Genomic DNA, 20,707 nt, shown 5'->3' with positions numbered 1-20,707 from the left:
AACGAAATATAAAAAGAGAGGAGGGGACAATGGTTTATAACTTATAAAAAATAAGAAGGCAAGACGTTGAAGTCTGCCTTCTTAATAATTTGTGATACAGTTTGAGATCAACTTAAAATAGATTTCAAAAAATCAGTGCATATGACTTTTAATTATTTATAAAAAGGGGGTATCGTATTCAATCACTAACAGTATTACAAGCCTAGCGCGAGTAAGCGCGTATGAATATGATGATGTTTCAACCCCTCTTTAAGTAAGGATAACGAAAATCAAGCAACATAATGTTTAGATACCATGCTCAATCTCTTTTTTTCTATTGATAGTTAGATTTAAATACTAAGATTTAAATGAATATGCCACTATTATGGTTTATTCAGCTTCTCTAATTTCATCAGCAATATCGTTATAATCTATTTCAGTTTCTGTGAATGTACGATTATGAACTGGGAAATGTTGCTCAAAATTTTCGAAGTTTTGAATTTCAACTGTAACATGATCGACTTCAAAATCGAGGACATGCCCACCAAACTGACGGGCATCATCAGCGAAATGGATATGAAACCCTCCAGAACCTATCCCATGAAAGAGTTCAGGTGTAAAAAAGCCAATAAGAGTTCCTTGAATATTTTCTTCTGTTTGTTCTGGCTGTCTACGCGCAGAATTGATTAAACGTGTATAAGGGGGCTCTTGCCCAGGCATCATACGCACATGCATTTTTTTAAATGTTCCTGTAATTCTTACAGATGAAAACATATTTGCACTTAGCATATGTGCTTTCACTTCTTCTAACACGTCTTCAGAAGGTTTATTTTCTGTTTGGTAAGTTTCATCAGCAGAAAAGCGTGTAATTGTTGCATAAGGCGTCATTTCGTCGCCTTTTAACTTAACGAACTCTTTATGTTCATTTGCGTGATAAGCTTCTCCATTTAGAAAAATCACTTCCCCGTCGGATCCTGTTAATGTTGCAAGTCCAGAGTCTCCATGTTCCAGTACTTCTTTTACACTCATAGTGCCTTCTAATAGTCCTGCCATTAACGTACCTAAAGTCCCGTGTTGATATAATGTGTGTGCCATACTCTAATTACTCCTTTGCTTTCTTTTCTGTTTAATTTAATGCATCGGGTAGTACATTTGTTGATAATTTAATGTTATCGGCATAATTGACCGGAATATCAATTAAAACAGGTCCTTCTGTCGTATAACTTTCTTTAATTGCTTGTTCTAATTCTGCTGGTGTAGTGACGCGAACGCCTTTTGCTCCGAATGACTCTGCGTATTTGACAAAGTCAACTTCCCCGAATTCAACACCTGCAGAACGTTGATATTTCATTTCCTCTTGGAATTCAACCATATTGTAACGTCCGTCATTCCAAATCAATTGTGTAATATTAAGGTTTTTACGAACTGCTGTTTCAAGTTCTTGGCCAGAAAATAGGAAGCCACCATCTCCAGCAACTGAGATTACCCGTTCATGAGGTCTAACGAGTGCAGCAGCAATTGCCCAAGGTAAAGCGACACCTAATGTTTGCATCCCATTACTGAACAATAAATGACGTGGTTTATAGCTTCTAAATTTTCTAGCCATCCAAATGTAATGACTTCCTACATCGACAGTCACTGTTGAATCGTCACTAATTGTTTTTTGCATCGCATCGATAATTTCGATAGGGTGAAGGACACCTTCAACATGCGTTGCTTTAATCCCTGTTGCTTCAGATACATTATCTCTAAGTGAATCGAGTTTTTGTAATTTTTCTTCGTCTAAGATTGGATGATTAATATGTTCAGAAATGAGTTGAATTGTCTCTGATATATTACCAATCAATTCAGCTTTAGGTTGCATATGGTTCGTGATTTCTGCAGGAACTTCATCAATATTGATAATTTCAGTCTCTAATTCTTTATTCCAGTTACTTGCTTCATACTCAATTGGGTCATAACCAATTGTGATGACTAAATCACTTTTTCTAAGAAGCTCATCACCCACTTGGTTTCTAAATAAACCTATTCTTCCAAAGAAGTGTGACTCCAATTCACGGCTAATCACACCTGCACCTTGGAATGTTTCAACAACAGGTAATTTTGACTTTTCAACAAGTTGACGAATCGCATGTGTCTCAGCTTCACTAGAGCTACGCATACCCACTAATAATACAGGTGATTGTGCAGATTTTAAATCTTCGACAATATTTTTAATATCTTCCTCTGCAGGAACACCTAATTTTGGTTTTTGAGGAACAGTGATTGCTTCCGTTTGAACTGGCGCACTAATAACGTCTTGTGGAATACTGATAAAACTTGCACCATTTTTTCCAGAAGTTGCTTCTCGAATCGCATTTGTCATCACTTCTGATAATGATTCAGGATCTTGAACTTCCGCACTGAATTTTGTAGAAGATCTCAATAATGATGCATTGTCCACACTTTGATGGGTTAAACGAAGTAAATCATTACGCTTAACTTGTCCACCAATAGCGAGCACAGGGTCACCTTCAGAAGTTGCAGTGAGAAGGCCGGTAGTAAGATTGCTCACCCCTGGTCCACTTGTTACAAGGGCAACTCCTGGCTTTCCAGTCAATCGGCCAATTCCTTGCGCAATCATGGCAGCATTTTGCTCATGACGCGTAACAATAAGTTCAGGGCCATCATCTTTTAATGCATTAAAAAGAAAATCTATTTTTGCACCCGGTATACCAAATACATAGTCAATACCGTGATGTTTTAAAGTATCAATCACCATATCTGCAGCTGAATAGTTTTGATGAGTCATGTTATCAATTCCTTCCTTATCATGTAAGATAAGTCAGTATCAGTGAACGATTCATACCTAAAATATATTAGCAGGGTATCAAATAGATCACTCATATGACTTATGCCTATTTTAAGTCTAGAACACAAAACTAATTTAATCAAAAACAATGTTTTTATTATTTAGATGGAAATAGTTATTTTAAAAATATCAATTTATTAAGTCGTTGATATGACTTGTATTAAGCGATTACATGAATTTTGGCTATCGGATAATATCAATTTTTCAACAATTAAAATATAGAATAATAAATGAAGTAAAAGGGATTTTGATATAAAAATGAGCTCATTTTAGTGAGTGAATAAAACGCAAAGAAGAGGACAATCAAATCATTATTGTCCTCTTTTTTCTAAATCATTATAAATATGAAATTATCCATTAATATATGATAGCGCACCTGAATTAGCCGTTTGAGAAGTAACGACATCATCAAAAAGATTTTCTATCTTGCTTATATTCTCAACTTGAAACCTTAACTAAAAGTTGCCTTCAAGTTCTAATATTTTCATGAATGTACTTACGGCGTACTTCATCGCACTTTCATCAATATCAAAGTGTGGACTATGATGGGGCCAATCGGTTTCTTTTTGAGGGTTACCGCAACCCGTAAAGAAAAAAGCACCGGGTCTGGCTTTTAAATAAAAAGAGAAATCTTCTCCAACCATCATGAGGTCAGAGTCATGGTATCGAAAGTTCAATGCATTGGCTGCCTTTTTAACGGTTTCTGCTGACGCTTCATGATTATAGACAGGTAAATAACCCTTAATGTAATCAAATGAATAAGTGATATCGTTTGCCAATGCGAGTCCTTGAAGCAGCTTATCCATCTTATGATAGATGTGTGTTTGAACTTCAGAATCAAAAGTTCGAACAGTGCCTTGGCAAGTGGCTGTATCAGGGATAACGCTATCGGCGTTTCCTGCTTCAATCTTACCGAAAGAGAGTACTGCTTGTTTGACGGGATCTATCGTTCTTGAGACGATTTTTTGAGCACTTAAAATGAACTCTGCCAAAATAACGATGGGGTCGATGGTTTCGTGGGGTTTCGCGCCATGCCCTCCTTTACCAAAGAGCGTAATATGAAATTCATCCGGCTGTGCCATCATAGGCCCGGGTCGTGTATGAATCGTGCCGGTAGGGTAGCCTGTCCACAAATGGTTGCCATAGATTTTATCAACGCCCATTAATGCATTGTCTGCAATCATTTCTTGAGCGCCACCCGGTGTTAATTCCTCGCCATATTGAAATATCAGAACGACTGTCCCTTTCAACTCCGATTGATGCTCGTGTAATAGTTCCGCGACGGTTAATAATATAGACGTATGGCCATCATGACCACAGGCATGCATGATGCCTGGTACTTTAGAACGATAAGGGACGTCTTTTAAATCATCGATAGGTAGCGCATCGAAATCAGCGCGCAAAGCAATTGTAGGGCCGGGCTCTTCGCCTAATATACGGGCTAATATACCGTTTTGTCCTACATGCGCATCAATTTGAAAGTTTAATTTTTGGAGACGCTCTACAATATAATCATGAGTATGTTTTTCTTGAAAAGACAATTCGGGATATTGATGAAGATAACGACGTGTTTCAATCATATCCTGTTCTTTTTCATAAGCCGATTGGAACCAATCAGTCACGATGATCCCTCCTTACTTGCAGTTATTTCATTTATTATACACTTGCTTTTAAGTTTGTACAAAATACGTTATGATTAAAGTGTATGAAAATTGAAAGGGGAACTTAATCATGGTACAAAAGTTAAATGACTTTCTTGAAGAAAATATTAGTTATTTAAAAGATAATGGTCTTTATAATGAAATTGATACAATTGAAGGTGCAAACGGTCCTGAAATTAAAATTAATGGCAAAAAATACATTAACCTTTCTTCAAATAACTATTTAGGCTTAGCAACAAACGAAGATTTGAAAAAGGCAGCTAAAAGTGCTATTGATTCTCATGGTGTAGGTGCAGGGGCAGTACGTACTATTAATGGTACATTAGATTTACACGATGAACTTGAAGCGACTTTGGCGAAATTTAAAGGCACTGAAGCGGCAATTGCTTACCAATCAGGTTTCAATTGTAATATGGCTGCAATTTCAGCGGTTATGAATAAAAATGATGCTATTCTTTCTGATGAATTAAACCATGCCTCAATTATTGATGGCTGCCGTTTATCAAAAGCGAAAATTATTCGTGTTAACCATTCAGATATGGATGATTTACGTCAAAAAGCAAAAGAAGCTGTAGAATCTGGGCAATACAATAAAGTGATGTACATTACTGACGGTGTTTTCAGTATGGATGGTGATGTTGCTAAATTACCTGAAATTGTCGAAATTTGTGAAGAATACGGTATCATGGTTTACGTGGATGATGCACACGGTTCAGGTGTGATGGGTAAAGGTGCAGGTACAGTAAAACATTTCGGCTTACAAGACAAAGTTGATTTCCAAATCGGAACATTATCTAAAGCAATTGGTGTTGTGGGTGGCTATGTTGCGGGCTCACAAAAATTAATTGACTGGTTGAAAGTACAATCACGTCCGTTCTTATTCTCTACTTCATTGGCACCTGGCGATACAAAAGCTATTACTGAAGCAGTTAATAAATTAATGGCATCAACTGAACTTCATGATCGACTATGGGACAATGCGCATTATTTAAAAGAAGGTCTGAACCGTTTAGGATTTAATACAGGTAAATCTGAAACACCGATTACGCCTGTAATTATTGGAGACGAAAAGAAAACACAACAATTTAGTAAACGTTTAATGGATGAAGGTATTTATGTTAAATCTATCGTATTTCCAACTGTGCCACGTGGTACAGGACGTGTACGTAATATGCCAACAGCTGCACACACAAAAGAAATGCTAGATGAAGCGTTAGCGGTGTATGAACGTGTGGGTAAAGAATTAGAAGTCATTTAACTAAAAAAATTATATATTAAGATTCGTTATTTGAGCTGGAAAAGGGCACATATTCGAGTCATCTTTAAAAGAGCAAGGTGTACACTTATCATAGCAGTGTAATGATTTTACCTTGCTCTTTTTTGATTTAAGTGTCATATCGTATGCAGGACAGAAAATTAATTTTATTGTGAAACTTTGGTAAAGATAACTGCAATTGCGTATAAATGGTTATAAACGAATACGAAATCTAGTGAGTGACTTCCTTTATTTGTTTAGAGCTTTATCTTTAGCTTGAAATATGCTTATAGCTCAAACTGATTTAACATTAAGATGTCTTTGATATTTAAATTTGCGATAAAGTTAGAATTTGAAATCAATGTGTATTTATATGTATATCATGCATATACAAGAAAACGCTTTAATGTTATAATTACTCTATATTTTAAAGAAAATGATTGTACATAAAACACATGTGTCCTCAGGAGAAACACAGAATGGAGATGGATGACGTTATGAAAAGAATTATGGTTACCGGTGCGTTAGGACAAATTGGGACTGAGCTTGTCGCAAAATGCCGTGAAGTTTATGGTACTGAAAATGTGCTTGCTACTGATATTCGTGAGCCAGAAGCAGGTTCTATAGTTGCGGAAGGTCCGTTTGAAATACTAGATGTGACAGATGCAGATAAAATGATGCAAATTGCAGAATCATTTAAGCCTGATACTTTGATGCATATGGCTGCGCTATTGTCTGCAACTGCTGAACAAAAGCCTTTATTAGCATGGAATTTGAACATGGGTGGACTTGTAAATGCGTTAGAAACAGCGCGTCACTTAAACTTACAATTTTTTACCCCAAGTTCTATCGGTGCTTTTGGACCCAATACACCTAAGAAAAACACACCCCAAGTTACAATCCAAAGACCAAATACGATGTACGGTGTAAATAAAGTTTCTGGGGAATTATTGTGCGATTACTATTTTACTAAATTCGGTGTGGATACACGCAGTGTTCGTTTCCCTGGTTTGATTTCATATGTTAAAGAGCCCGGTGGCGGTACAACGGATTATGCCGTTGATATTTATTTCCAAGCGGTTCGAGAAGGTAAGTACACAAGCTATATTGATAAAAACACATATATGGATATGATGTTTATGGATGATGCGATACAAGCGATTATTCAATTAATGGAAGCAGACGGTGGTAAACTGATTCATCGTAATGCATATAACTTAAGTGCAATGAGTATAGAACCAGAAATGGTAAAGTCAGCAATTCAAGAACATATGCCTGAATTTACACTAGACTATGATGTAGATCCTGTACGTCAAGATATTGCTGAAAGTTGGCCAGATAATATTGATACGAGTTGCGCACGTGGCGAATGGGGCTTTAACCCTAAATATGATTTAGAAGCGATGACAACACGTATGTTAGAAGGTATTCGCGAGAAAGAAAGTCATAAAGCCTAAATTAATATTAAATAAAGCAGTAAAGTTGTTGAAAAGTATGTGGCTCAAGGAAATTCACCATTTCAATAACTTTACTGTTTTTTTGCTTGTTATAGTATCATTTCAGAGCTAAACAATAATAAGGGTGTCGACGTATATATCAAAACAATTGAAGTTCAATCGGTTAGAAAGTAAGATAGATGATAATATAGTCAATTCGTATAGGTTATTCGAAATAGCGCTATCTTTTTTGAAATGGCAGAAATATTTCACAAAAATTAAAATAAAATCTATAAATTGTTTTAATTTTCGGAATTCTCATTGAATTGTATGACTGTCATTGTTATAATGCATATATTACATTTACATAATTAGGAGGAATAATCATGTCAGAACTCATTAAACTTGATGCCAGAAAATCACTCAAAGAAAAGCCCGACAATGCATCGCTTACTTTCGGTGAAGTCTTCACTGATTACATGTTAAGCTTTGAGTACTCATTAGAAAAAGGATGGCACGATTTAAAGATTATTCCTTATGGTCCAATTGAACTTTCACCGTCAGCACAGAGTATTCACTATGGCCAATCAGTATTTGAAGGGTTAAAAGCATACAAACATAACGGCGAGGTTGTTTTGTTTAGACCTGAGGAAAACTTTAAACGTATCAATCAGTCGTTGGCACGTTTAAAAATGCCGGAAATTGACGAAGCATTATTGCTAGAAGGATTAAAACAGCTCGTAGATATTGATCGTGATTGGGTACCAGAAGGAGAAGGTCAGTCTCTTTATATTCGACCGACTGTATTTGCGACAGAAGGTGTGTTAGGTGTTCACCCGTCCCACGAATATCGCTTGTTAATTATTTTATCACCATCGGGTTCATATTATGGCGGTGACTCATTACGTCCAACTAAAATTTATGTTGAAGATGAATACGTACGTGCCGTGCGTGGAGGCGTTGGATTCGCGAAAGTAGCAGGTAACTACGCTGCAAGTTTACTTGCTCAAGCAAATGCGAATGAACTCGGTTTTGATCAAGTACTATGGTTAGATGGTGTAGAACAAAAATATGTTGAAGAAGTAGGAAGTATGAACATCTTTTTTGTCATTAATGGCAAAGTGGTTACGCCACAATTAAACGGGAGTATTTTACCAGGGATTACGAGAAAAACGGTGCTCGAATTGGCACAAACATTAGGGTATGAAGTTGAAGAGCGTCGTATTTCGATTGATGAATTATTTGATCTTCATAAAGAAGGCGCTTTACAAGAAGTGTTTGGTACCGGTACAGCAGCAGTCATCTCACCTGTAGGGACATTACAATTTAAAGATCAACAGATTGTAATTAATGATAATCAAACAGGCCCTATCACACAAGAGCTTTATGATCACTACACAGGTATTCAAAGTGGAAAATTAGATGATCCTAAAGGATGGCGTGTAGTTGTACCACATTACGAAAGATAAGACATTTGAATCATTTTTAAATTTGAAAAAGAAAGCGTCAAAATTGCGTTGTTCAATTTTGGACGCTTTTTATTTTGAAGTATGATAAACCTAACGCAAAAAAAGATGAGGTGAGGAAAGAATGACAAATCAACAATGGATACTATTCGATAAAGATGGCACACTGATACATTTTGATCAGAGTTGGACCAAGATAGGCATACAATTAGTTGATGACGTCTGTGCATATTATAAAATTAATAATCAGAGCGAAGTGTATCACAAATTAGGTATACGTGATCATCAATTTGTGAAAGGAAGTATCATGGCTTCAGGGACGTTAAAAGATATGATAAATGTATTTAACGCTTTTACAGATGCGGATACTACAAAATGGGTTTCAGAAAGAAGTCAGCAACTGATACGTCAAAGACAGCCTGAAATCGAGTTGTATGAAGGTGTGCAGACATTGCTTTATGAACTAAAACAACAGTCTTATCATTTAGGTCTAGTGACAAGTGATAATGCGGTAGGGGTTGACAAATTTATCAAAACTACACAATTAGAGCAGGTTTTTGACATATTGATTTCTACAGAGGGTAATCATTATGAAAAGCCAGATGCACGGTTGCTTCAACCTTTGTGGGACATGGGCGTACAAGGTAAATCGCTTGTGATGGTGGGAGATACAGATAACGATATGTTGACTGGAAAAAATGCAGGTAGTACTTTAAATGTAGGTGTAAGAACAGGATTAGGGAAAGAAGCGACATTTGAAGCGGCAGATGTAGTCATTGATGACATCAGTCAATTACTGTCTGTATTAGATAAAAAAGCAGATCAAAGAAGTTAACGACGTGCGTTGTTTCTTCTTTAACCTGCTTTAAAATTAGCGCATTAATCTTGATAAGATTCGGATTATGAACGCGAATCCACTTGTCTATATGTATGAATTACATGTTCGATTTTCTTGAGCACGATATCAATCGACTCGGGGTTTTCATATAAGTCGTATTCTTTAATATTGACACGAACAACTGGACAAGCGTTAAATTGATTAATCCAATCGTCATAACGTTTAAACAACATTTTCCAATATTCTGGATCAGTTTCGATTTCCATTTGACGTCCACGTGTTTGAATGCGTTCAATCACAGTGTCATAATCAGATTCGAGATAAATAAGGACATCTGGCTTAGGAAAGTAAGGTGTTAATACCATTGCCTCGAAAAGGTTTGAGTAGGTCTGGAAATCTTCTTCAGACATTGTACCTTGTTCTTCATGCATTTTCGCAAAAATATCGACGTCTTCATAAATAGAACGATCTTGTACAAAACCACCGCCATATTCGAACATACGTTTTTGTTCTTTGAAACGCTCTGCTAAAAAGTAAATTTGAAGATGGAAACTCCATCGATTGAAATCTTGATAAAATTTATCGAGGTAAGGATTATTTTCGACATTTTCATAAGAAGTTCGAAAGTTAAGCTTCTCAGCTAAAGCTTGCGTTAATGATGATTTACCAACACCAACGGTTCCAGCTATTGTAATAATAGCATTGGAAGGAATGTTATATTGATTCATTTCATTTGCCTCCGATTAGTTCGTTAATTTGTTCTAATACATGCGCATAGTCATCAGGATTTTCAACAAAGTCAATTTTTGTTGTGTCAATCCATAAAACATGATGACCATCATTTTTTAATGATTGATAGTAATTTGCATAATCTTCTTTAAGTTTTAATAAATAATCATCTTGGATATTCGCTTCGAAATCACGATCTCGTTTGGCGATACGTGCTTTAAGTATACTTAAATCTGCATCTAAAATAACAGTGAAGTCTGGAGAAATCAGATCTTCCGTTAAAATATCATAAATTCTGGAAAATTTATCATATTCCTTATCATTTAAAGTATTACGCGCAAAAATTTTGTTTTTATAAATATGATAGTCGCTGACAATGCCACCATCGTATTCAGCTAGATCTTGATAAGCTTTGTAACGATGACATAAGAAAAACATTTCCGTTTGAAAACTCCATTTGGAAATATCTGTATAAAAATCTGATAGATAAGGATTTTCGCCGACAATTTCTTTTGCTTCATAAAAGTGATAAGATTGACTCAACTTATGCGCTAATGAAGATTTGCCAACGCCTATCGGTCCTTCGATTGCGATAAACGGTTTTTTCATATTTTTCTCTCCATAAAAAATTTTATTGAACCAGTATTACAAATTTTAACATAAGTGAGGCTATTTCTGTATGACAAGTCATCAATATTATATGTCATTGGCACTTGAAGAAGCACGTGAAGCGGCAAAAAAAGGAGAAGTGCCTATCGGTGCCATTATCGTTAAAAATGAAAAAGTGATTGCACGTGCACATAATTTACGTGAAACAAATCAAATTCCGACTGCACATGCTGAGCAACTAGCAATAGAACGAGCTGCTGAAACACTAGGAACATGGCGATTAGAAGGATGTACATTGTATGTGACACTAGAGCCTTGCGTGATGTGTGCAGGAAGCATTGTGATGAGTCGAGTGGACACTGTTGTATTTGGTGCATATGATCCAAAAGGGGGATGCACCGGTAGTTTAATGAATCTCGTTCAAGATCAGCGTATGAATCACCGAGCAAAAGTGATTGAAGGTGTATTGGCCTACTCATGTGGTGAAATCTTACGTCAATTTTTTAGAACGCTACGTCAACGAAAAGCCACTAAGGCGATGTCAAACTAGGCTGTGATTAAGTTATCGAGGCATGAAAAAAAGATATGAGTTGGTGCCAAGTGTAAACAACAAATCCCCGACTGAATGACATAGCGTTGTACAAGCAATCCTTTCTTTCGTTTAAATAAATGAAGATGTTTGAACAATACTTATAGTCATAATTTTGATAGAATGAGACTGTATTTGAGACAGTCATTTTATAGTTAAAACATAAAAGAGAGAGGGATAAAGATGGTAAAACTTATTGCCACAGATATGGACGGCACGTTGCTAAACGCAGCACATGAAGTTTCACAAGAAAATATTGAAGCCATTCAATACGCACAATCACGCGGTGTTACAGTAACCATTGCGACAGGCCGAGCGTTTTATGAAGCGAATGATCCGATTAAACCAACAGGATTAAAAGTCCCATATATTTGTTTGAATGGCGCAGAAGTCCGTGATGAAAGCTTTGATATTGTCCACACATCGAGTCTAAATCATGAACTTTATCAACGTATTCGAAACGTGCTCGTTCGTGAAAATATCTATTATCAAATTTATACAAATTTTGGTATTTACACTGAAGACCCTGAGCGTGATTTAGCAATTTATTTGGACATTGCTAAATACTCAGGGCAACAACCTGATGTTGAAAAAATACGTCAACATATTAATCATCGTATTGAAATTGGAACATTAAAAGTAGTAAACAACTATGACAATATAGAATCCGTAACAGGAGAGTTAATCATGAAAGTTCTTGCACATGATACGGATTTAGATAAAATTGCCCGAGTGAAGGCTGAATTGTCAGAGAGTAGTAATTTAGCGGTGTCTTCTTCTTCAAAAGGTAATCTAGAAATTACGCACATAGATGCACAAAAAGGGTTAGCATTATGTGCGATTGCTGAAAAATTAGGCATTGATATGAAAGATACCATGGCAATCGGTGACAATTTGAACGATAAATCAATGCTAGATCGTGCAGGTATTGCTGTGGCAATGGACAATGGTTTACCTGAATTAAAAGAAAATGCCACTTTTGTAACAGCTTCGAATGAAGAAAGTGGTGTCGCAAAAGCAATTTATCGTGTTTTAGGTGAGAATAATTAATTTGGCTTAAGCGTGATACTGCATATTGTCTTTTAACTCTATTATAGCGGGTATAATCCATCTAGCATGATGGATTTTGTATCAATCGGATTGGTGAAATGATATTTCAATTTTGCCTTTCCGATTTTTTTATGAATAAAAATAGAGAATCACTATAACGACGGTAAATTGTCTAGTTCCCAAGAATAATTTATAAACCAATAAAAAAGAACTCTAGATTATTGATTTAATCTAGAGTCCCTTCTAAATCATTAAAATTATGATGAGTTTGCCTCAAAAAAGATTATTTTTATGAGTGCAAACTATGATTTTCTATATTTCAATTTTGCAAACGCATCATGCTGATGGATAGATTCTTCGTTACGACATTCAATATCGAAGCCTTCTATCCAGTTGACCTCTACTAAGTCAGCAGCAATCAAGCGTATTAAATCTTCTACAAAACGTGGATTTTCGTAAGCGCGCTCTGTTACTCTTTTTTCATCAGGTCTTTTTAAGATAGGATAAAGCATTGAGCTCGCATTGGCTTCCATTGCATCTAAAATAATCTCTTTATGGTTTTCAGGTAATATCGCGTTTTTGTCAATATATGTTTTGACAGTAATCATACCACGTTGATTGTGTGCAGAGTATTCACTGATTTCCTTAGAACATGGACAGAGCGTTGTCACTGCAGCCTCAATTGTCAATTCTTTGCGTGTAATTTGATCGTTATTGACAGCTAAACCATATGTGACGTCTGCATGGCCAATTGCTTTAATTTGAGTGACTGGGCTCAAGCGATCAAAAAACCACTTTCCGCTCACGTCTACACCAGCACTTCGTTGTTTCATACTTGTTTTGAGACGATTCATCAGTTGTGTTAATGCTTCAAATTCAAGTCGAATCCCGTTGTCATATTCCGCTTCAACAGATTCTAATATACGACTCATGTTAATGCCTTTTTCATCTTGCGTCAGGCTTGTCGAAAAGCTAAAATTACCAGCCGTTTGGTATTGATCAATCCAAACAGGGTAAACGAGATTTTTAATTCCTACTTCTTCTATTTCAAATAAGAAATTTTTATGCGTACTTTGAAGGTCGGGCATTTCAGATTTTGTTGTCGGCTTACTTCCATTAACGGGATCAACCGAACCGAAATGTCTCCAACGACCTTCACGCGTTGATAAATCAAATTCAGTCATGTATCTTCCTCCACTAAATTTTCACAGTAATACGAATGTCATACCATTTATTTAAATTGATAAGTCCAAAATGTTTCTCTTGTTAAATAAGCTGCTGCATCTTTGGGTACACCCGATGCCTGTCCTTGAGGATTCGCAAGTTGTTCTAAAAACGGACCTGTTTGTGAACGATGCGCCTCAAAAGCAGCAAATTTTTGGTCTCTATAGTCTGAAATGTCATTGATGATATCAGGTTCACCGAGCACATCAATGGCGTCGTTACTGAATGCTACAAGTTGTAATCTTGGGCGACGACTTTCTTCCATTCGACCTACTGTTCTTACAACAGCTTCAGCAGTCGCTTCATGATCTGGGTGAACCGCATGCCCAGGATAGAAAGAAATAATGGTTGTAGGTTGCGTCTCATCAATTAATTTTTGAACCATCGCATCCATTTCTTCATGGGGTTCAAATTCAACCGTTTTATCGCGTAGCCCCATTTTACGTAAATCTGTAATCCCAATCGCCTTTGCAGCATCTTCAAGTTCGCGTTCACGAATATTAGGCAGTGATTCGCGTGTCGCGATAGGGGGATTTCCTAAGTTACGTGCCATTTGACCAAGTGTCAGACAAGCATAAGTAACTGGCACACCGTCGTTGATATAACGTGCAAGTGTACCAGCAGAGGAGAATGTCTCATCGTCAGGATGAGGAAAGATGACAAGAATATGTTTTTCAATCGTCATTTGTATTCGTACTCCTTTCTACGCCTTAAAAGGTTTGCGACTAATTTCAAGTGCTGCCGCAAGTTGACCTTCATAATTAAATCCTGCTAATAAGAACTCCTCATCATCGTTCACTTCATAGTGTGTTAAGCCTTGAACGTAAACCCAACCGTTGTTGTCGAGCTTTAAACCTACGCGATAAGGATCCTTGCCGCCCCCTTTAAGTTGGGCGTGCTGATAAGTCAGCTGTATATTTCTTAAAAATGTGCCTGCGTTGAATACACGCTGATCAAAATGATTCGCATAAGCGCCATTTGTTGTCTCAACGTGGATATAGACAGGTTCATTGGCATAGTGATCAAATAATTTTTGAACAGTCGTTTCTGTAATCGGTTGCAAAAAATTCACTGCCTTCCTGATTATGGTTATCTGTCCATTTTACTAAAAAAGAAAGAAAATTAATATAGCTCTGCTCATTTTAATCCTCAAATAAAAGCAAATCTTTACTTAATTGAGGTGTGGGTTGTCTTCTCATCACGAGCTGTTGATAACTTTCTGTAAAATAATCAAGACGCTCTTGATCTTGTAAAAGATGATAGCTGAGAAGGTCAATAATAAAGTGATTGGCTAATTGTGAATTAATAAAATACGCATCATGCGTACGACTGCGATCGGCAGTGATAATAATACGGTCACAATAAGTTTCAAGTGCAGGCGTGCGCAAATGAGAAATAGCAATAATCGTCGCTTCATTTTGGTGTCCATGATAAATGCTATCAATAATTTCTTGCGTCGCACCACTATTGGTAAAAGCAACAATGGTTGTTTTGTTATTGCACATATGCCCGACGACAGTCATTAAATGGGCATCAGTAATCGCAAGCGTATTAAACCCCATACGAGCAGTACGAAAGTAAAGTTCTTGTGCGCTCAGTCCAGAACTACCAATACCGATAAAAATTGTTTTTTCGCTGTTTCTAATGGTATTTACGAGGTAGAGCAAATCTGACTCAACTAAAAATTCTCCGGTATGATCCATAATTGAACGATAGTGTTGGTGCAAAATTTGTATAGACGGACTATTATGAATCGGCTTCACTTGCAATTCATGTTGAATAGCGAATCGAAAAGATTGAAAGCTATCATAATGTAGTTTATAAGCAAAGCGCGTCACACTTGAAGGCGATACCCCAATCACATCAGCTAAATTATTTATGGCGCCAATATCCATTTGGTAATCGATATTTAAAATATAATTTGCAATTTGTCGATCTACTTTTGTGAAAAGATGTTGATATTGTTGAATACGATTTTCAATTTTCATAGCAATTCTCCTTTAATCTCATTGTATTTGAAAAGATTTTTCAAAACAATGTATTTTATTGACGGATATTTTCAAAATGATATATTGAAGGTGGATAGATGATGCATTGAAACGCAAAGCATAAGCCATAGTTATCCACCTTGTACTGTACTTTAAAGATGAAATATTTTTAGACGTATGTTTTCAACCGCGAAAGATGTTGCGTAGAACGATTTGAATTGAATGAAGCATCATTGAAATCATAAATACAGACAGATTTTTTTAATGAAATATGGCGTAGGCTATGAATAGATATATAATTCAAAAAATGAAAAGTAGTCATATGATGGATAAAAATAGCTGAATCGAAGCGTAAACCTATGTCATACAGGTCAAAACAAATGAACAGACAACGAAAGGAATGTGGAAAAATATGAAAATACCTCAAGGCTTGGTCGTATCGTGTCAAGCGTTACCAGATGAACCGTTGCATTCATCTTGGATTATGAGCAAAATGGCTTTAGCAGCCAAAGAAGGCGGCGCGGTAGGGATAAGAGCAAATACAAAAGCAGATATTATGGCAATTCAAAAAGAAGTAGACTTGCCTATTATAGGCATTGTAAAACGCGATTATCCTAACTCCTCTGTTTTTATCACTGCGACACAAAAAGAAGTGGATGAACTAATTGAGAGTGGTTGTGAAGTGATAGCACTAGATGCCACATTGCGAGAACGTCCAGCGCAAGATTTAGAAACACTAGTGACATATATAAGAGAAAAAGCGCCACAAGTTGAAATTATGGCAGATATTGCGACGATTGAAGAAGCTAAAAATGCGGATCGTCTAGGCTTTGATTATATAGGAACTACTTTGAGAGGCTATACAGAAGAAACACAAGGACAAGTTTTGTATGATCAAGACTTTAAATTTTTAACAGATGTTTTGTCAGTCGTACAGCAAAAAGTGATTGCTGAAGGGAATGTGATCACACCGGAAATGTTGAAAACTGTATTTGAAAAAGGGGTATATGCTGCAGTAGTAGGCGGTGCAATTACAAGACCTCGAGATATTACAAGACGATTTGTAAAAATGATTGAGGAGTAGGATGCGAAGATGAAAATTATCAATTTAGGTTCAGAAGCACATGCCTCGTTCCATGTAGCATGTGAACTTTACAAACAAATGTTGTATCAAAAAGAGAGTCGCTTAGGATTGGCGACAGGCGGTACAATGGTAAAAGTGTATGAATATTTAGTCGAGCTACTACAAAAAAATCAATTAGACGTTTCACATATTGAAACTTTTAATTTAGATGAGTATGTTGGCTTAGATGCAAATCATGAAGAAAGTTATTATCAATATATGCAGAAAGTACTTTTTAGCGCTTACCCACATTTTGATCCAGAGCGTATCCATCTCCCGAATGGGATTGCACAAGATATCCAAGCAGAAGCAAAACGTTACGAATCGTTATTAGAAGCAGGTGGTGCAGTGGACATTCAAATATTAGGTATCGGTCAAAATGGGCATATCGGTTTTAATGAGCCAGGTACCTCTTTTGATAGCTTAACGCATTGTGTCAACTTGACTGAAAGTACAATTCAAGCGAATAGCCGTTATTTTGAAACGATTGATGACGTACCTAAACAGGCGATTTCAATGGGCTTACATTCAATTATGAAAGCAAAACGTATTATTTTGCTTGCTTTTGGTGAGCAAAAAAGAGCGGCTATGCGTCAATTAATGACAAAAACCATTACAACTGAAGTGCCGGCATCAATATTGCACCGTCACCCGCATGTCGAAGTGTTTGTAGATGATGCTGCAATGCCTTAATCGATAAGGCTTTCCAGTATCTCATCGATATCCGACTTGTTTAATCTCTTATATGTTGGGTAAACATGTTATCATGAGAGTTACAAATTTGACGGAGGATTGATGAAATCATGGAATTACAATTAGCTATAGACTTACTAAATAAAGAAGAGGCAGCAGAACTTGCTAAAAAGGTAACTGATTATGTAGACATTGTAGAAATCGGAACACCTATCGTAATTAATGAGGGCTTACCTGCCGTTCAACATTTAAAAGAAAATGTAAAAGATGAAGATGTTAAAGTTTTAGCAGACTTAAAAATTATGGATGCAGCTGACTATGAAGTAAGTCAAGCTGTTAAATTTGGTGCGGATGTTGTTACGATTTTAGGTGTGGCAGAAGATGCTTCTATTAAAAATGCTGTAGAAGAAGCGCACAAACACGGTAAACAATTGTTGGTGGACTTAATTGCAGTACAAGATTTAGAAAAACGTGCAAAAGAAATTGATGCACTTGGTGCGGACTACATTGCCGTTCATACAGGTTATGACTTACAAGCACAAGGTCAATCGCCACTAGAAAGCTTGAAGAAAGTTAAATCTGTCATTAAAAATGCAAAAGTTGCAGTTGCAGGTGGTATTAAACCTGAAACTGTTAAAGAAGTGGCTGCTGAATCGCCAGACTTAATTATCGTGGGTGGCGGTATCGCAAACGCTGACGATCCACGTGAAGCAGCAAAACAAATTCGTGAAGCGATTGAAGGTAAATAAAATGGCTATTCAACAGCAATTTGAACTTATTCATCGTGAGCTTGAACAGACATTGTCTCAAGTCGATGAAGAAGCCATCCGACAATTTGAACAAGCTGTGTTAAATGCAGAAGCGGTGTTTGTGACAGGTAAAGGACGTTCGGGTTTTGTCGCAAATGGTTTTGCGATGCGTTTGAACCAACTTGGCCAAAAGGCGCATGTCGTCGGCGAAACGACAACACCCTCTATTCAAAAAGGGGATTTGCTCGTTGTCATTTCAGGTTCAGGTTCGACGACACATTTAAAATTATTAGCCGACAAAGCGCATGAAGTAGGTGCAACAATTGCTTTAGTAACGACAAAAGCTGATTCTGAGATAGGTGAACGTGCAGAAGTGACGCTTGTCCTTCCTGCAGGTACGAAACATCAATCTGAAGGCTCTGCTCAACCGCTCGGTAGTTTATTCGAGCAAAGTGCGCAGTTGATGTTAGATGGTGTCGTATTAGATTTAATGCCCGCATTAGATATAAACGAGACAACCATGCAAAATAACCATGCTAATTTAGAATAGTATCATCAAAAATAAAATCAATGATTTGAAGTTGAGGGAAAAGCTAGTTTCTACAGTAGTGATGTGGAACTAGCTTTTTTTGAAAATGTTAATACGTTGAGAGGAATTTGCATGGCTTGCTTTTAGCTTTAAATGCTTTTTTAGATTAAGTGCAGCTATGTCTCATCCGCACGACACACTCGATTAATAGAATTTTCTTATAATTTAATAGAATTTATGTATTAGAAACTGATTACACGATTTGTTGGATTAAAGCAAAGTCATCTACCAAGGAGGAAATGTTATGGATTATTCACCAAAACAAGGTATTAGAAGTCATGGTTTACCTCATGATCCATTTAAAAGTAGTACGGTACCGCGTCCGATTGGTTGGATTTCAACGGTTTCAAAAGATGGAAAAGACAATTTAGCGCCCTATAGCCAGTACCAAAATTTAACGTGGGATCCACCAATGGTGATGTTTGCGGCGAATCAATCAGTATTAGGAAATCATGAGCGTAAAGATACCGTAAAAAATGCTGAAGAGACAGGTTGGTTTGTGTGGAACATGGCAACATATGAATTGCGAGAAGCTGTAAACTTGTCGTCTAAAGCGTTACCACCTGAGGAAGATGAGTTTGAATTTGCAGGTGTGACAAAAGAAGCATGTATTGAAGCGCCAGGCTACCGTGTCAAAGAGTCACCCGTGCATTTTGAATGTGAGTATGTCCAAACAATTCGTATTCCAACTGGCGACCCTGTTTCGACGGTAGATATTGTTATCGGTCGTGTAGCGCAAGTACATATTGATGATGATGTCATTATGGATAATGGAAAGTTAGATATTAAGTCTATCCGTCCTATTGCGCGTCTAGGTTACTATGATTACACAGTCGTTGACCAAATTTTTGAAATGAAAGCACCAGCAGCAACGAAAGAAGAACTTGCAGGACTCGAGGGGCGTAACTTCGATAATAAGTCTGAATAAGAGTGATACATCGAGGGTGACGGGGTTAAAGTATTAATTATAATTTCTCACATATACCTTAGCAGTGATAAATATAAAAAATCTGACTGATTTTGTTTGTGAGAAATTATTGACTTCTAATTGAAAGAGGTAGGGTCCTCGATATGGACTCACTTTTTAGGATTTGAATTCTCAACTCAATTAAAGTATACACTGGGTAGAAACGAAATTGAATTTTAGACTTTAAGTGCTCGCTTAAGAGGCATGTCTATTTTAATAATTTCACCTCAATAATTGAGGAAAATAATAAGTTTAAAAAGTGAAGAAATTATATAGTATCAATTATTTTGGCACCCAATGTAACATGTATCATTTTGTGCATTTAACTATTAAAGAGTAAGTTGTGCGCAAGTTATAGCCGGTTTAAGAGAATATATTCATTTAATTTTAACAATTTGCTCTAATTACATAAAAGTCGGGACTAGGAAAGTCCTAGTCCCTTAATTGGGTTTAGCTTTCTATACTTATTTGGTTTGTTATTAATGTAACGCCAAAAACAGGGAGGTATAAGGAATAAATCAATTATAAAATTAATATTTCTGCATTAAACTATTTATCTATAGTGAGTGAGAAGTATTATATAACATTATTGCTATATATTAAACATTAATTCTAGTAATTTTTGTTATAATAATACTTAAGAATAAACAAATTAATAATATCGACAAAATAGTTACATGTGCAGGGATATTTAAAGTTAAAGCTGTTCTAATAATTGTAGCACCAATTGCTCCACCAAAACCGGCTACAGCAATGAAAATACTAGTTAACAAATTTTTATTACTACTAAATCTATTGATTATACTAGCGCCTAACGGGAACATTGGTGCAAAGAATAATGTTAGTAAAAATAATAATATTAACTTAAACAAATCTGCTGTACCTGAATATATTAATATAATGTATAAAAG

Annotated in this window: 20 protein-coding genes and 1 pseudogene; 11 read left to right on the top strand and 10 right to left on the bottom strand. The window is 36.4% G+C overall.

The window, feature by feature from the left end; genetic code table 11:
- Positions 1-369: 369 nt before the first annotated feature.
- The 3 genes from budA to C1H58_RS09145 all read right to left on the bottom strand — a co-directional run bounded on the left by budA (position 370) and on the right by C1H58_RS09145 (position 4,452).
- Entirely contained in the window at positions 370-1,074 is a 705-nt protein-coding gene (gene budA, locus C1H58_RS09155) for an acetolactate decarboxylase (RefSeq protein ID WP_103356568.1), read from the bottom strand.
- A gap of 31 nt (positions 1,075-1,105) precedes the next feature.
- Positions 1,106-2,770 carry an acetolactate synthase AlsS gene (alsS, locus tag C1H58_RS09150; RefSeq protein ID WP_050346067.1) on the bottom strand — a complete coding sequence of 555 codons (1,665 nt, stop codon included), beginning with the start codon at positions 2,768-2,770 and terminating at the stop codon, positions 1,106-1,108.
- A 515-nt stretch (positions 2,771-3,285) separates the two neighbouring features.
- Positions 3,286-4,452: an amidohydrolase gene (locus tag C1H58_RS09145; protein WP_165546017.1), complete on the bottom strand. Its 1,167-nt coding sequence runs from the start codon at positions 4,450-4,452 to the stop codon at positions 3,286-3,288.
- Between the two features lie 109 nt (positions 4,453-4,561).
- On the opposite strand from C1H58_RS09145, the gene C1H58_RS09140 reads away from it, so the two are divergent.
- The 4 genes from C1H58_RS09140 (at position 4,562) to C1H58_RS09125 (ending at position 9,483) form a co-directional block, all read left to right on the top strand.
- The gene (locus C1H58_RS09140; RefSeq protein WP_016424311.1) at positions 4,562-5,749 is read left to right on the top strand and encodes a glycine C-acetyltransferase; all 1,188 of its coding nucleotides are present in this window, start codon (positions 4,562-4,564) and stop codon (positions 5,747-5,749) included.
- A gap of 494 nt (positions 5,750-6,243) precedes the next feature.
- On the top strand, positions 6,244-7,203 hold the full coding sequence (locus C1H58_RS09135; RefSeq protein WP_060830533.1) for an L-threonine 3-dehydrogenase: 960 nt from the start codon (positions 6,244-6,246) through the stop codon (positions 7,201-7,203).
- Positions 7,204-7,568: 365 nt separating this feature from the next.
- A complete protein-coding gene (locus C1H58_RS09130; RefSeq protein ID WP_060830365.1) occupies positions 7,569-8,651 on the top strand; it encodes a branched-chain amino acid aminotransferase in 1,083 nt (360 codons plus the stop codon).
- A 121-nt stretch (positions 8,652-8,772) separates the two neighbouring features.
- The gene (locus C1H58_RS09125) at positions 8,773-9,483 is read left to right on the top strand and encodes an HAD family hydrolase (protein ID WP_165546016.1); all 711 of its coding nucleotides are present in this window, start codon (positions 8,773-8,775) and stop codon (positions 9,481-9,483) included.
- A gap of 65 nt (positions 9,484-9,548) precedes the next feature.
- On the opposite strand, the gene C1H58_RS09120 is transcribed toward C1H58_RS09125, so the two are convergent.
- Together C1H58_RS09120 and C1H58_RS09115 are read right to left on the bottom strand one after the other, a co-directional pair.
- Positions 9,549-10,214, bottom strand: coding sequence for a deoxynucleoside kinase (locus C1H58_RS09120; protein WP_050331752.1), 666 nt, complete (start codon positions 10,212-10,214; stop codon positions 9,549-9,551).
- A gap of 1 nt (position 10,215) precedes the next feature.
- Complete coding sequence (locus C1H58_RS09115) at positions 10,216-10,824, bottom strand: deoxynucleoside kinase (protein ID WP_050331751.1); 609 nt, start codon at positions 10,822-10,824, stop codon at positions 10,216-10,218.
- Between the two features lie 70 nt (positions 10,825-10,894).
- On the opposite strand from C1H58_RS09115, the gene tadA reads away from it, so the two are divergent.
- Both tadA and C1H58_RS09105 read left to right on the top strand, forming a co-directional pair.
- On the top strand, positions 10,895-11,374 hold the full coding sequence (gene tadA / locus C1H58_RS09110; protein WP_103356571.1) for a tRNA adenosine(34) deaminase TadA: 480 nt from the start codon (positions 10,895-10,897) through the stop codon (positions 11,372-11,374).
- 222 nt (positions 11,375-11,596) lie between these two features.
- Positions 11,597-12,463 carry a Cof-type HAD-IIB family hydrolase gene (locus C1H58_RS09105; RefSeq protein ID WP_165546015.1) on the top strand — a complete coding sequence of 289 codons (867 nt, stop codon included), beginning with the start codon at positions 11,597-11,599 and terminating at the stop codon, positions 12,461-12,463.
- Positions 12,464-12,765: 302 nt separating this feature from the next.
- Here C1H58_RS09105 and folE2 read toward each other — a convergent pair whose 3' ends face one another.
- The 4 genes from folE2 to C1H58_RS09085 all read right to left on the bottom strand — a co-directional run bounded on the left by folE2 (position 12,766) and on the right by C1H58_RS09085 (position 15,675).
- Positions 12,766-13,647 (bottom strand): GTP cyclohydrolase FolE2, encoded by an 882-nt coding sequence (folE2, locus tag C1H58_RS09100; RefSeq protein ID WP_165546014.1) that lies wholly within the window; start codon positions 13,645-13,647, stop codon positions 12,766-12,768.
- A gap of 47 nt (positions 13,648-13,694) precedes the next feature.
- Positions 13,695-14,372, bottom strand: coding sequence for a bacillithiol biosynthesis deacetylase BshB2 (gene bshB2, locus C1H58_RS09095; RefSeq protein WP_060830361.1), 678 nt, complete (start codon positions 14,370-14,372; stop codon positions 13,695-13,697).
- Positions 14,373-14,390: 18 nt separating this feature from the next.
- Positions 14,391-14,750, bottom strand: coding sequence for a YojF family protein (locus C1H58_RS09090; RefSeq protein ID WP_165546029.1), 360 nt, complete (start codon positions 14,748-14,750; stop codon positions 14,391-14,393).
- 79 nt (positions 14,751-14,829) lie between these two features.
- The gene (locus tag C1H58_RS09085) at positions 14,830-15,675 is read right to left on the bottom strand and encodes a MurR/RpiR family transcriptional regulator (RefSeq protein WP_165546013.1); all 846 of its coding nucleotides are present in this window, start codon (positions 15,673-15,675) and stop codon (positions 14,830-14,832) included.
- Between the two features lie 412 nt (positions 15,676-16,087).
- Here C1H58_RS09085 and C1H58_RS09080 point away from each other — a divergent pair, with 412 nt between their 5' ends.
- From C1H58_RS09080 to C1H58_RS09060, 5 genes are all read left to right on the top strand, one after another.
- Positions 16,088-16,759 carry an N-acetylmannosamine-6-phosphate 2-epimerase gene (locus tag C1H58_RS09080; protein WP_060830358.1) on the top strand — a complete coding sequence of 224 codons (672 nt, stop codon included), beginning with the start codon at positions 16,088-16,090 and terminating at the stop codon, positions 16,757-16,759.
- A gap of 9 nt (positions 16,760-16,768) precedes the next feature.
- Entirely contained in the window at positions 16,769-17,491 is a 723-nt protein-coding gene (gene nagB / locus C1H58_RS09075) for a glucosamine-6-phosphate deaminase (RefSeq protein ID WP_050346058.1), read from the top strand.
- A 110-nt stretch (positions 17,492-17,601) separates the two neighbouring features.
- Entirely contained in the window at positions 17,602-18,240 is a 639-nt protein-coding gene (hxlA, locus tag C1H58_RS09070) for a 3-hexulose-6-phosphate synthase (protein WP_016424326.1), read from the top strand.
- A gap of 1 nt (position 18,241) precedes the next feature.
- Positions 18,242-18,790, top strand: coding sequence for a 6-phospho-3-hexuloisomerase (gene hxlB, locus C1H58_RS09065; RefSeq protein WP_165546012.1), 549 nt, complete (start codon positions 18,242-18,244; stop codon positions 18,788-18,790).
- A 283-nt stretch (positions 18,791-19,073) separates the two neighbouring features.
- A complete protein-coding gene (locus tag C1H58_RS09060; protein ID WP_165546011.1) occupies positions 19,074-19,757 on the top strand; it encodes a flavin reductase family protein in 684 nt (227 codons plus the stop codon).
- 638 nt (positions 19,758-20,395) lie between these two features.
- On the opposite strand, the pseudogene C1H58_RS09055 reads toward C1H58_RS09060, so the two are convergent.
- A pseudogene (locus C1H58_RS09055) lies at positions 20,396-20,707 on the bottom strand (MFS transporter); the annotation flags it as partial.

The sequence above is a fragment of the Staphylococcus sp. 191 genome, assembly GCF_011174885.1.
GTDB classification, from domain to species: Bacteria; Bacillota; Bacilli; order Staphylococcales; family Staphylococcaceae; genus Staphylococcus; species Staphylococcus coagulans.
The sequence above is the reverse complement of the archived record's forward strand: the minus strand, read 5'-3'. Positions and strand labels throughout refer to the sequence as shown.